General features: G+C 68.6%; 11 protein-coding genes. 6 read left to right on the forward strand and 5 right to left on the reverse strand.

Annotation, left to right across the window (positions count from 1 at the left end; genetic code table 11):
• Positions 1–21 precede the first annotated feature (21 nt).
• Complete coding sequence (locus tag ON39_RS09725) at positions 22–1044, reverse strand: FAD-dependent oxidoreductase (protein WP_040733055.1); 1023 nt, start codon at positions 1042–1044, stop codon at positions 22–24.
• Between the two features lie 60 nt (positions 1045–1104).
• Positions 1105–2319, reverse strand: coding sequence for a lipase family protein (locus ON39_RS09730; RefSeq protein WP_040733056.1), 1215 nt, complete (start codon positions 2317–2319; stop codon positions 1105–1107).
• Between the two features lie 238 nt (positions 2320–2557).
• On the opposite strand from ON39_RS09730, the gene ON39_RS09735 reads away from it, so the two are divergent.
• Positions 2558–3577, forward strand: a complete 1020-nt coding sequence (locus ON39_RS09735; RefSeq protein WP_246003073.1) for a YdcF family protein — start codon at positions 2558–2560, stop codon at positions 3575–3577.
• 8 nt (positions 3578–3585) lie between these two features.
• On the opposite strand, the gene ON39_RS09740 is transcribed toward ON39_RS09735, so the two are convergent.
• Positions 3586–4332, reverse strand: a complete 747-nt coding sequence (locus ON39_RS09740) for a glucose 1-dehydrogenase (protein WP_040733059.1) — start codon at positions 4330–4332, stop codon at positions 3586–3588.
• Positions 4333–4469: 137 nt separating this feature from the next.
• On the opposite strand from ON39_RS09740, the gene ON39_RS09745 reads away from it, so the two are divergent.
• Both ON39_RS09745 and ON39_RS09750 read left to right on the forward strand, forming a co-directional pair.
• Positions 4470–4928, forward strand: a complete 459-nt coding sequence (locus ON39_RS09745; RefSeq protein WP_040733060.1) for a MaoC family dehydratase — start codon at positions 4470–4472, stop codon at positions 4926–4928.
• 220 nt (positions 4929–5148) lie between these two features.
• Positions 5149–6045 (forward strand): alpha/beta fold hydrolase, encoded by an 897-nt coding sequence (locus ON39_RS09750; RefSeq protein ID WP_051186461.1) that lies wholly within the window; start codon positions 5149–5151, stop codon positions 6043–6045.
• A 43-nt stretch (positions 6046–6088) separates the two neighbouring features.
• Here ON39_RS09750 and ON39_RS09755 read toward each other — a convergent pair whose 3' ends face one another.
• On the reverse strand, positions 6089–7480 hold the full coding sequence (locus ON39_RS09755; RefSeq protein ID WP_040733061.1) for a WS/DGAT/MGAT family O-acyltransferase: 1392 nt from the start codon (positions 7478–7480) through the stop codon (positions 6089–6091).
• 250 nt (positions 7481–7730) lie between these two features.
• On the opposite strand from ON39_RS09755, the gene ON39_RS09760 reads away from it, so the two are divergent.
• From ON39_RS09760 to ON39_RS09770, 3 genes are all read left to right on the forward strand, one after another.
• Positions 7731–8633, forward strand: a complete 903-nt coding sequence (locus ON39_RS09760) for a metal-dependent hydrolase (RefSeq protein WP_040733063.1) — start codon at positions 7731–7733, stop codon at positions 8631–8633.
• Between the two features lie 61 nt (positions 8634–8694).
• Complete coding sequence (locus ON39_RS09765) at positions 8695–9804, forward strand: PDR/VanB family oxidoreductase (RefSeq protein ID WP_040733163.1); 1110 nt, start codon at positions 8695–8697, stop codon at positions 9802–9804.
• A gap of 25 nt (positions 9805–9829) precedes the next feature.
• Positions 9830–11605, forward strand: coding sequence for an SDR family oxidoreductase (locus ON39_RS09770; RefSeq protein ID WP_051186478.1), 1776 nt, complete (start codon positions 9830–9832; stop codon positions 11603–11605).
• 13 nt (positions 11606–11618) lie between these two features.
• Here ON39_RS09770 and ON39_RS09775 read toward each other — a convergent pair whose 3' ends face one another.
• On the reverse strand, positions 11619–12131 hold the full coding sequence (locus ON39_RS09775) for a UCP032817 domain-containing protein (RefSeq protein WP_040733066.1): 513 nt from the start codon (positions 12129–12131) through the stop codon (positions 11619–11621).
• Between the last annotated feature and the right edge of the window lie 91 nt (positions 12132–12222).

A 12222-nucleotide genomic window follows, 5' to 3' on the forward strand; every position in this document is an offset into this window, starting at 1 on the left:
ATTTGCTCCCGCGCCGCCGCTTTACGTTGTTTTGCGGAACATTTGGGCGGCCGCGCCGCGCTCGGCGAGAATCCGCGCCCTCCGCTCGGCCATAGCGGTGGCCGGCGAGCCGCCGGAGAGGAGAGCCTCGGCGAGCGCCGCCGCGTCCTCGATGGCGTCGCGTGCGCCGACTCCCGCGGCGGGTGTGATGGCGTGATCCGCGTCGCCGCAAAGGATTACGGGTGCCTGTGGCGGAAGCGCGTCGGCGAGCGGCACCGTTCGCGCGTTGGAGACGTGCACGGTCTCGGTGGCGGCCAACATGGTCTCGACGAGGTCGAGGGTGGGGGCGGCGGCCAGGATCGGCTCCGCCCATCCGTCGAGTGGCTGAGATCCGGTGTCCTGCACGGCCATCGGCTCGCGGGTGAGGCGGGTGAACCACACGGACAGCTCGTCGTTCCAGAAGTGGCCGAAGGTGGTGACCGGCCGGCCCTCGGCGTCGAATCGGCGATCGAAGTGCAGGACGGACGGGTCGGTGTGCGGCCGGATCGGCCGGGTGGTGATCCCGTAAACGACGATCTGCCCGGCGTATTCGGCGCTGCGTCCGGGTTCGAGATGGCGGCGGGCGAGCGAGTCGATGCCGTCGGCGGCGATGATCACCTCGTCGGCCGGGATCGGTTTCCCACCGCTGAACAGCGTCCCCTCGGTGCTGTTCAGCTCGGTGACGGGGGTGTCGTAGTGCAGTTCGGCCGCTGTGGCGGAGGCGAATTCGGTGAGGGCACGCATGAGCTCGGCGCGCAGATACAGCCGGCGCTCGGTGCGGGAATCGCTGCGCACCACGCCGGTGGGGTCGGCCGCGCTCCGCGCGGCCAGGGGATGGGAGGCCCCGTGCAGCCGGTCGAGGCCGACCCCCAGCCGCGTCAACGCGGTGTGTGCCCGATCGTCCAGTGCCAGAAAGTGTCCCGCGCCGATGCTCGGCTGGCTCTCGTAGACCGTGACCGGCGCCGCCCGTCCGAGCGCGCCGGCCAACAGCGTCCCCGCGATTCCACCGCCGATGATCGTGACCATGCACCCACCATAGGTGCCGTCCCCGAGGCGTGGTTCATACCCGGCTCGGGGGATCGGCGATCAGCAGTTGCTCGGCGCCGGTGCGCCGCGGAACCGTTCCTCGAGCCACGCCACCGCCGCCGGGGCGCCGAGTACCGCGGTGCTCATGTGGTCCGGGCTCGGAAACAGTTCCGACTGCACGCGCACGCCCGCCGCGCAATACCGTTGCATCGTATTGTCGATCGAGTCCACCGGTATCAACGCGTCCACCGGTGAATGCCATTGGTAGATAGGTGCTTTCGGGATGCCGTCGTACAGCTCCAGGCTGTTCTCCTCGATCACGGCGCGTGCGTCCGGGTCCTCGACCAGCGCGATGGAGCTGGCCACGTCCATGACGCCGTGCCCGGCGCCGGCGGCCAGAATCTCGTTGGTGCAGCCATTGGCGATCTGGTCGCGGATCGCCAGGCCGGCGGCGTTGAGGCTGTCGCTGATCGGCAGCCGCTGCGGATACTCGCGCTCGAGCCCGATGGCCGCCGCGAATGCGAGGCCGAACGCCGGGTGCCTGGAGTAACCGAGGCCCGCGATCATTTTCACCAGGTTCATCGGGACGCCGCCCTCGGCCGTGCCGATGATATTCAGCTCCGGTGCGTAGGTCGGCGCGAGCGCGGCCGCCCACCCCGTCGCCATGCCGCCGCCGGAGTAGCCGAACATCGCGATCGGGCTGGCGTCGAGGCCCAACTCGGCGACCTGTTTGACGGCGCGCAGCCCGTCGAGGGTGATCATTCCGCCGAGCTTCGCCGCCCCGTAGGCGCTGTTCGGTCCGAGATGGTCGGGCAGCGCCACCGACCACCCGCGCATCAGCACCGTGTTGAGCGCGGGCGCCTCGCGGACAACGAGATTCGGGTCGCCGGTGTACAGCACGTGGGAGACGGCGCACTGGGCGCCGAGTCCGTTGATGATGTGCTGGTAGGACAGCAGTGGGCCGCCGGGGACGTGATTGGCCGGGGTCAGCACGGTGGTGGTGGCCGCGATCGGGTCACCCTTGGAGTCGGTGGACCGGAACTTGATCATCGTGACGCTGCTGCCGGGGAACACGGGCAGGCCGGGCATCGGGCGAACGGCGAGCACGTCGCCCGGCTTGGCCTGATCCAGGTCGGGCGGCGCGGCGTAGAAGGGGTCGGGGTCCGGCCACGGATAGATCGGTTGTGCCGCAGCGGTACCCGCCACGACGGCTACATGGGCGACCGAGATCAACAGGGCGACAACGGCGAGCGCGGGACGGATGCGTCGAAACATGGCTGTGGGCGACTCCCATTCATCACGACATTCACGGGGGATTGTTGGGCATGTGGAAAGTCGAAGAATCCGAAAACCGGTCGTGCACAATTGCTTGGCCGGTGTCCGGACGAGCGACACGATATGGGAAAAAGGGAAATATGAGAGGGAGCCGCGCCGTGCGGTTCGTCCGATCTGTGCGCGGGGCGACGACGCATCGCTGCGAGGTTGCCACTGCGCCGGTTACGGTGGCTGAGTGATGCTGCTCGTTGTCGGACTCGTCCTGCTCGGTGTGTTCCTGCTGCGGTTCCGGAAGGATCGGCGGCGGCTGAGTAACGGGGTGTTCTTGCTGTTGGGGCTTGCTTTCACCGGTGTGTGGGTGATCGGCTCGGGCGTCAAGGGCGACCTGCCGGTGGTGCTGGCCGGCCTGCTCGTCGTGCTGTCGCCGCTGCTGGTGCTCGTGCTTGCCGGGTTGCTGATCGTCAACGGCGGTCAGATGGTTCGCCGGGAAGGGCTGCGGCTCGCGAGCCTGTTGCCGCTCGGGCTCGGGGTCGTCCTGCTGGTGCCGTATGTGTTGCTCGCGGTGGTCATATTCACCGGCGATATCTGGTTCGTCGTGATTCTGGCGTCGGGAACGATGGCGGTGAGCTACATCGGATTCCTTTTCGCGAGTTTCCTGTTGTATTCGCTTTTCTACGGGGCGTTGCCGTACCGGCCCGGTATGGACGCGATCGTGGTGCACGGCGCGGGCCTGGACGGCGATCGGGTGCCGCCGCTGCTGGCGAGCCGCCTCGACCGGGCCGTGGAGGTCTACCGCGCGGAAGTCGCGGCGGGCAGGAGGCCGCTGCTGATCACGAGCGGCGGTAAAGGCTTAGACGAAGCCGTCTCGGAGGCGGCGGCGATGGCGGACTACCTCGTCGCCCGGGGCGTGTCCGCCGACCGCGTTGTGCTGGAGGACCGTTCGACGACCACGCGGGAGAACCTGCTCTACACCAAGCGATTACTGGGCGAGCGCGGCGAGACCACCCGAATGGTGCTGGTGACCAGTAACTTCCACATCCTGCGCACGGCGATTCTGGCCCGGCGCCTCGGCCTCGACGCCGAGGTCACCGGCGCGCGGACCGCCTTCTACTATCTGCCGTCGGCGATCCTGCGCGAGTTCGCGGCGATCCTGGTGTCGTACAAGTGGATCAACGCGATCACCTGCCTCGCGCTGACGGCGCTGCCGGTGCTCGCGCTGGTGCTGACCCGTGACCTACCGCATCACTACGGCGACTGAGGCGGCCCTCAGGAGTCGAAGGGCTTGTGCGGGATGCCGACGGTGAGACCGCCGTCGACGACGAACTCGGCGCCGGTCGAGTAGGAGGCTTCGTCGCTGGCGAGGAAGGTGATCAGCGCGGAGACTTCGGACGGGGCGGCGGCCCTGGCCATCGGGATCTGCAGGAACTCCGCCGGGATGCCCTCGGTCATCGGGGTGGAGATCAGTCCGGGGTGCACCGAGTTGACGCGAATGTTGTACTGCGCCAACTCGAGCGCCGTCGACTTGGTCAGGCCGCGGACCGCGAACTTGGTCGCGACGTAGCCGTGCAGCCCGATGCTGCCGCGCAGGCCCTCGACCGAGGAGATGTTGATGATCGAGCCGCCGCCGGCCTCCTTCAGCGCCGGCGTCACGGCCTGCATGCCGAGGAAGGTGCCGGTGAGGTTGATGTCGATGATGCGCTGCCACTCGGCCAGCTCGAAGTCCACGAGCAGGTTGCCGTTGGCGATGCCCGCGTTGTTGACCAGCACGTTCAGCGATCCGAACCGCTGCACCGCCTCGGCGACCGCGCCGTCCCAATCCGCCCGCTCGCGCACGTCGAGGTGCACGTAGGCGGCGTTGTCGCCCAATTCCTTTGCGACGGTGGCACCTTCGTCGTCGAGCACGTCGCCGAGGACCACGCGCGCGTCCTCGGCCACCATGGCCTTGGCGTGCGCCGCGCCCATGCCGCGGGCCCCGCCGCTGATCAACGCCACCTTGCCGGTCAACCGCCCCATCGAGGCACCTCCATCGCTCGTTCGTCACGCCAACGTACTGAGAACGCGTTACAGAAATGTGCCGCGATTGTTGGCCTCGCGTCCGATGGTGCCACATCGGGACCGCCGCCGGGCGGCTCGGTTTTATGGTGGGCCGTATGAGTGAGCCCACCCCCTTCACCATGGATTCGCTGCGCCATGCCGCGGGCGCGGACCTCGGCGTGAGCGACTGGTTCGAGATCGGCCAGGACCGCATCACCGCCTTCGCCGAGGCCACCGACGATCGGCAGTGGATCCACGTGGATCCGCAGCGCGCGGCCGAGGGCCCGTACGGCACCACCATCGCGCACGGGTTCTTGACCTTGTCGCTACTGCCGGCGGTCACCCGGCAACTGCTCCGGATCAGCGACGCGGGCGCGCGGATCAACTACGGGCTGAACAGGGTTCGGTTCCCGTCGCCGGTGCCCGTGGGTTCGCGGATTCGCGGACGAGCCACGATCGTCAGCGTCGACGAGGTGCCCGGCGGGCTTCAGGTAGTGCTCGCGGTCGTGGTCGAGCGGGAGGGTTCGGACAAACCCGTCTGCATCGCGGAGTCGATCATGCGCGCGCTTGTCTAGACCTGCGTCGAAGTCCTATTTGACGCCTCCGGTGGCTGGATCGCCGCGTTGAACCCGGTATCGGCTCCTCCTCAGCCTTGCCGGGCGACGATCTAGCCACTGGATGTATCCGGGCCTTCGGCATAGGGCCCAGCGCTTCACTCTGCCCCTCCGCGCGACGCAGTGTGGCATCATCGTGTAGAACACGTTCTAATTCTGTCCGCGACCGGCGGGAGGCGCGATGACGAACTCACGATCCGCAGCGGCACTGCGCCGCTTCGCCAGGCGGGTGCCGGATATCGCCGAGGTGCCGGGCGGCCGGCTGGTGGAGTTGCCGGGACGCGGCCGCACCTACGTGGTCGATATCGCCGGGCCCGCGGGCGCGCCCACGCTGGTCCTCCTGCACGGCACGGGGTGCACCGCCTACCTCAACTGGTTTCCCGCGCTGGCCGCGCTGGCCGAGCGATACCGGGTGATCCTGTTCGACCAGCGCTGGCACGGCCGAGGCATCCGCTCCGAGCGGTTCACGGTGGACGACTGCGCCGACGATGTGATCGCCGTGCTCGACGCCCTGGACGTGGAACAGGCGGTGTGCGTGGGGTACTCGCTGGGCGGCGTGGTGAGTCTGGCTGCGGCACATCGGCACCCGGATCGGGTGAGCGGACTCGTGCTGTGCTCCACGCCCTATCGGTTCCAGGAGAAGTGGCGCGAGCGGGCCTTTCACCGAGCGTTCGGCGCCTTCGCCGACGCCGTCGGTCCCTATTCCTTCCGGCGCCTCGAGGAATTCGCCGGGCGGCTGCCCGAGCTGCCCGAGATCGCTTGGGCACCCGGCAGATTGGATCGCTGGGCGCTCACCGAGTTGCGCAGTACCAGCGGCTGGGCCATCGCCCAGGTGATCGGCGAGGTCGGTCGCTTCGACGCGACGGAGTGGCTGTCCACGCTGAAAATGCCTACCGCCGTGGTCATTACGACACAGGACCGCGCCATTCCCGTCTATCGGCAGTTGGAGATGGCGACAATGATCCCCGGGGCGAGCATCCATCTGCTCAAAGGTGGGCACGCGGCGTGCGTGCTGGAGGCGGATCTCTTCGTGCCCGCGCTGCTGGACGGCTGCGCGGCGGTCGCCGCGAGACTCTGAGGCGCCTGTTCGGCGGCGGTGGCGAACAGGGCCTAGGCGGGTGTCAGCCCAATTTTCGTGCGGCGGCCAGCAACTCGGCGACGACGTCGGGCACGGCGTCGGCGAGTTCGGTGATGTCGGGCACCAGCTCCTTGCAGGCGATGAAACCGAAGTCGAGGTCGCCGTTGTTCGAGATGACGGTCACCGTGAGTCCCGCGCCGTGAAAGACCGGGCCGAACGGGTACATACCGTCCACCCGCACGCCGAGGAAGTAGAGCGGTATCGGCGGCCCCGGCACATTCGACACCACGAGGTTGTGCACGACCGGGTGTCGCTCGGCCAGCTTCAGCGACGAGTACACCCGCGCCGCGAGCTGAAAGGTGTTCGGCGGGGCGTACTTCGACCAGTCCTGGAGGAAGTCCGCGCCGATGAGGTCGTGCTCCTCCTTCGCGCCCCGGTTGTCCTCGGCGACCTGGCGCAGCCGCTGCACCGGGTCCGCGATATCGGTGCCCAGCCGCGCGAACAGTGTGGAGACCTTGTTGATGCCCGCGGTGTGCCGCGACGATTCGTGCACGGAGACGGGCACCGACGCGATCAGCGAGCGGTCCGGCAGTTGGTCGTGCTTCTCCAGGTAGGCCCGCAGCACACCGGCGACGACGGTCAGCACGACGTCGTTGATTTTCACGCCGAACGCGGACCTGATCTCCTTGACGGCGTCGAGCTCGGCCTCGGTGAACGCCACCGCGCGATGCGGGGTGATGGCCAGGTTGAACGGGGTGCGCGGCGCGGAGAACGGCAAGGCCATGCCCGCCTTGTCTTTACGCCGCCGCTGCGCGAAACCCGCCACCATCCCTAGGGTTTTCGGCACCATGCCGACGATGCCCGCCTTGGTCGGGAACTTCACCACCGCCTTGGCCAGCAACTGCCAGTCGTTCGGGCTCGGCTCCGGCCGCCACTGCTCCGCGGGCGGAGTCTTGGCCGCGTTCGGCTCCAGATCGCACAGGTGCATCATCATGTTGGTGCCGGTGATACCGTCCACGGCCGCGTGGTGGTACTTGCAGATCACCGCGACCTTGCCGTCGGCGAGGCCCTCCACCACCGACATCTCCCAGAGCGGGCGGTCGCGATCCATCGGGCGGCTGGCGATGTCGCCGACCAACTCGGCCAGTTCGCGCCGGCCCGCCGGGGCGGCGATGCCGATTCGCCGAATGTGATAGTCGAGGTCGAAGTCGCGATCCTCGACCCAGACCGGGTGGTCGAGATTGAAGGGCACCTCGTACACCCGCCTGCGCATCTGCGGGATCAGCGGTAGTCGCCGGCCAAGCTCGGTCTTGAACTTCTCGAAGGAGTAGTCCCCGGAACTGGGGTCGAGGATCAGCAGCGCGCAGACGTGCAGGTGCTGGGTTCCGGTTTCGAGGTAGAGAAAGCTGGCATCCAATCCGGTTAGTCGCTCCATAGCAATAGACTACTAGAACGCGTTCTAGTTTTGGGTCGAACCGGCGCGAGGTGGGTCACAGTCGACGGCTCTATTGTCAAGGGGGCTAACGGCATTGGGGGACATGTGTCCGGCACGTGGTGTAGGCGCTTCGTGTTCAATCCGAGCGCTCGCCACATCTTTATGTAACCCGTGGTTGCATGTATGTGTATGCTCATTGCTACGGCCGTGAAGGAAGGCGTGCGACGACGTTGTCGCGGGAGGAGTGCCGATGAAGCTACTTCGTAGAAGTGCGCGGCGTCCGGACATCGATCCGGGCGAGGTCGCGCTGCACGCGCGCAACGTGCGGTTCGACTGGGCCGGCACGCCGCTGCACTGGATGCCGAACGAGCCCATCGCCTCCCACCTGATCAACTCGCTGAACCTGTTGCTGCCCGAGGGTGAGCGCATGTTCTGCGCCACCTACGCCGAGGCGCTGCCGCTGGTGCAGGACGACAAGCTGCGCGAGGCCATGCTCGGCTTCATCGGCCAGGAGTCCATGCACGCGGAGACGCACGACAAGGTGCTGACCGAGGTGCTCGTCGCGCACGGCATCGATCCCGAGCCCTACGTCCGGCAGGCCGAGTATCTGTTCCGAAAGACATTGGGCCCCAAGGACAACGAGGGCATCCAGCGGCGTCAGACGCTGGTCGAGCGGCTGGCGTTCATCGCCTGCCTCGAGCATTTCTTCGCCTACCTCGGCGACTGGGTGCTCAACGCGGACCTGGAGAAGTTCGGCGCCGACCCGCGGATCGCGGACCTGTTCCGCTGGCACGGGGCCGAGGAGGTCGAGCATCGGCACGTCGCCCACGACGTCGCCGTCTACTTCGGGGTGGGCTATGTGCGGCGGGTGGCGATCATGACGCTCGTCTTCCCGATTTTCCTCACGCTGGTGGTGCGCGGCACCAAATTCATGGTGCACCAGGACTCTTCGTTGCCCGACCTCGGTTACCCGCGGCTGCTCACGCGCGTGTTCGGCGCGATGTGGCGAGGGGCGCTGCCCGGCGTGCCGTCGCTGCTGTGGAGCGCGCTGTCGACGGTCAAGCCCGGCTACGACCCCGAGTCGGTCGGGTCGACCGCGCAGGCGGTGGCCTATCTCGCGAAATCGCCTGCCGCGCAAGCGATCGCGTCGTGAGCATGCGTCGGCGACCGAAACCGATGCGGTGCATGGCAGTTCGAGGTCTGGGCGAGGTGGGATCGTGAGCCTGCGGCCCGTTCCCGAACAGCTGCCCGCGGACCTGTTCGGCAAGCGCGCACCCGACCGCGCGGTGCGGGTGCTCGACGCGGTCGCCTCGGCGCGGCTGCGCTGGACCACGATGATCAACCGGCGTGACCTCGCGCCGCGCGTGGCCGATCATCGGCTCGCGCTGGTGGTGACCGGGCGCCGGATCGAGGCGCACGACCAGGACGTGGTGAGCCTGCGGCTCGCCGCCCCGGATCGGCGGGAACTGCCGCCGTGGCGGCCCGGCGCGCATCTGGATCTCGAACTGCCCTCGGGGCGGCTGCGGCAGTACTCGCTGTGCGGCGATCCGGCCGACACGCGCTCCTATCGCATTGCGGTGCGGCGCATTCCGGACGGACTCGGCGGCTCGGTCGAGGTGCACGACGAGCTTCCGGCCGGCGCGCCGCTGACCGTGCGCGGGCCGCGCAACGCCTTCCCCTTCGCCGTGCCGGGTTATGGATCTCCGGCCGCCCGTCTGCATTTCATCGCCGGCGGCATCGGGATCACGCCGATCCTGCCGATGGCCAGGCTGGCGCGGCGGCTCGGCCTCGACTGGTCGATGGTGTACACTGGCCGCAACCGCGACACCATCCCGTTCCTCGACGAGATCGCCGGCTTCGGCGACCGGGTCACGGTGCGCACCGACGACGAGCACGGCCTCCCTGACGCCGCCGCGCTGCTACCCGGTGTCACGGCCGACACCGCCGTTTATTGCTGCGGGCCGACGCCGATGACGACGGCCGTAGCGGCGGCCGTGCGCGAAATGCCCGGCGTGGAACTGCATTCCGAGCGGTTCTCCCCGCCGCCGATCGTGAACGGCGTGCCGTTCGAGATCCAGTTCGCCTCCACCGGTGAGGTGGTGGAGGTGGCCGCGGACCGCTCCGCCCTCGACACGATCCTGGCGTCGCGGCCGGATCGCCCCTACTCGTGCCGCCAGGGTTTCTGCCGCACCTGCAAGGTGCGGGTGCTCTCCGGCGAGCCGGAGCATCGCGAAACCGTGCTCACCCCAGCCGAACACGAGGCGGGCGAGATGCTCGTCTGCGTATCCCGCTCGCCCGGTGGGCGACTGGTGCTCGATCTGTAACCCTATGGTCAGCAAGGAGAAACCGATGACGACCAGCGAACCCGGGCTCGTGGCCGCCGAGCGGACGGTGCGCAGCGGCGAATTCGACCTCGCCGTCTACGAATACGGCGACCCGAGCGCCGAGACCGTGCTGCTGGTGCACGGCTGGCCGGACACCAACCACCTCTGGGACGCCGTGGTGCCGTTGCTCGCGCGGCGGTTCCACGTCGTCACCTACGACACCCGCGGGCACGGGCGATCCACCAGAACCCGGCGCACCGAGGACTTCCGGCTCGACGCGCTGGCGGAGGACTTCTTCGCCGTCGCCGGCGCGGTCAGCCAGGACCGGCCGGTGCACGTGCTCGCGCACGACTGGGGCTCGGTGCAGGTGTGGGAGGCGGTGTGCGAGCCGCGCGCGGCCGAGCGGGTCGCGTCCTTCACCTCGGTGTCCGGCCCGAACCTCGACCACGTCGGAAACTGGATGCGCGACAGGCTTTCTCGGCCGACGCCGCGCAATGTCTGGCAGCCGTTCACGCAGGCGTTGTCCTCGGCCTACACGTTCTTCTTCATGACGCCGGGGCTACCGCGCGCGGTGTTCGGCCTGCTCGGCACCGAGCAGCGGTGGCAGCGGGTCGTCTCGATCATGAACGAGACGCCGCCGTCCAACGTGACGCTCGGACCCACGTTCCGTCAGGACATGGTCGACGGCTTGCTGATCTACCGGGCGAACATCGTGCAGCGCCTGCTCTCCCCGCGCGAGCGGCACACCGAGGTGCCGGTGCAGCTGATCGTCGCGGGGCGCGACGTCGCGGTCCGGCCCGCCGGGTACGACGACGAGCGCAAGTGGGTGCGGCGGCTGTGGCGCCGCGACGTGCCCGCCGGGCACTGGATGCCGTTCTCCCACCCCGAGTTGCTGGCCACCGCGACCACCGAGCTCATCGATACAATTAACGGGGCGGCTACGCCGCGCGGGCTGCGCCGAGCCGAAGTGGGCCGCAGCGCAAGACCTTTCGAGGATCGGCTGGTGGTGATCACCGGCGGCGGCAGCGGCATCGGCCGCGAGACGGCGCTCGCCCTGGCGCGCCAAGGCGCCGAGATCGTGCTGTCGGACATCGATCTCGGTTCGGCCGAGCAGACCGCCGAGCTGATCGCCGCCGAACACGGTGTGGCGCACCCGTATCAGCTCGACGTGTCCGACGCGGACGCGGTGACGGCGCACGCCGGGATCGTGCTGGAAACCCATGGGGTGCCCGACATTCTGATCAATAACGCCGGAATCGGCCAGGCCGGTGGGTTCTTCGACACCTCGGCGGCGGAGTTCGACCGGGTCATGCGGATCAACCTCGGCGGGGTGGTGAACGGCTGCCGCGCCTTCGGTCCCGCGATGGCCGAGCGCGGACTGGGCGGGCACATCGTCAACCTGTCCAGCATGGCGGCCTACACGCCGCAGCAGGGGTTCAGCGCGTACTCCACCAGCAAGTCGGCGGTGTTCATGTTCTCCGACTGCCTGCGCGCGGAACTGGCCGGCCGCGGGATCTCCGTGCACACCATCTGCCCCGGCATCGTGCACACCAATATCGTTGCCAACACGAGGTTCTCGGGCGTCAGCGCCGAGGAGGAGAAGCGCAAGCAGGAGCGTTACGACAACCTCTACCGGATGCGGCGCTACGGGCCGGAGAAGGTGGCCGAGCGGATCGTGCGGGCCGTGCGCAAGGACCGCAGCATCGTCCCGGTGACGCCGGAGGCGCGGTTGCAGTACCACGCCAGCAGGCTCGCGCCCGCGCTCGGCCGGTTCGTCGCGGCGCGGGTGAAACTCACCTAGCCGCGGCTGAGGCTCACTCAGCCACGGCGCGCAGCTCGGCCTCGATGGCCGCGACGCGCTCGGCGTCGACGCCCCACGGATGCTCGACGCCGACCCTGCGGTCCATGTCCCACAGCACGCAGGTCTCGTCCGGTTCGGCGACCAGCGACCACGCCACCACGGTGCGGCCGAGCTGCTCGCCCATCGAGCCGTGCGAAACCTTCGGCGGCCCAGCGCCTTCCGGGAAGTGATGCAGGAAGCGGCCGTAGGCGGTCCCGCAGAACGCGGCGTATCGCTCGGTGCAGAGGATGAATCCGTGCCACGCCTCGTCCACGGCGTGCGAGGGCATGCCGATGACCCGTCCGTCGCGCATGGCCGCGCCGCAGCAGCGTAGCCACTGGCGTAGGCCGGTCTCCACGAGCTCCCGTGGCTGCCACGGCGAGGTCTTGTAGACGGCCTCGGGTAACTCCAGGGCGGCGACGGCGGCGTTGACGGCGGCGAGATCGATCGGTCGCTGCCGGGATCTGCGGAGGCGGAAAGACGGCACAGTTCACTGTACGCAGGCGCGAGGGGCCGTTACGGTTCATGGATGGGTGAGATTCTCCTGCTTCTGGTGGTGCTTCTGGTGGTGCTGCTGG

The sequence above is a fragment of the Nocardia tenerifensis NBRC 101015 genome (genome assembly GCF_000308715.1).
GTDB classification, from domain to species: domain Bacteria; phylum Actinomycetota; class Actinomycetes; order Mycobacteriales; family Mycobacteriaceae; genus Nocardia; species Nocardia tenerifensis.

Coding starts and splice junctions, on each gene's coding strand:
- ON39_RS09725 (WP_040733055.1), bottom strand. CDS start 1,044: ATGGTCACGATCATCGGCGGTGGAATCGCGGGGACGCTGTTGGCCGGC.
- ON39_RS09730 (WP_040733056.1), bottom strand. CDS start 2,319: ATGTTTCGACGCATCCGTCCCGCGCTCGCCGTTGTCGCCCTGTTGATC.
- ON39_RS09735 (WP_246003073.1), top strand. CDS start 2,558: ATGCTGCTCGTTGTCGGACTCGTCCTGCTCGGTGTGTTCCTGCTGCGG.
- ON39_RS09740 (WP_040733059.1), bottom strand. CDS start 4,332: ATGGGGCGGTTGACCGGCAAGGTGGCGTTGATCAGCGGCGGGGCCCGC.
- ON39_RS09745 (WP_040733060.1), top strand. CDS start 4,470: ATGAGTGAGCCCACCCCCTTCACCATGGATTCGCTGCGCCATGCCGCG.
- ON39_RS09750 (WP_051186461.1), top strand. CDS start 5,149: ATGACGAACTCACGATCCGCAGCGGCACTGCGCCGCTTCGCCAGGCGG.
- ON39_RS09755 (WP_040733061.1), bottom strand. CDS start 7,480: ATGGAGCGACTAACCGGATTGGATGCCAGCTTTCTCTACCTCGAAACC.
- ON39_RS09760 (WP_040733063.1), top strand. CDS start 7,731: ATGAAGCTACTTCGTAGAAGTGCGCGGCGTCCGGACATCGATCCGGGC.
- ON39_RS09770 (WP_051186478.1), top strand. CDS start 9,830: ATGACGACCAGCGAACCCGGGCTCGTGGCCGCCGAGCGGACGGTGCGC.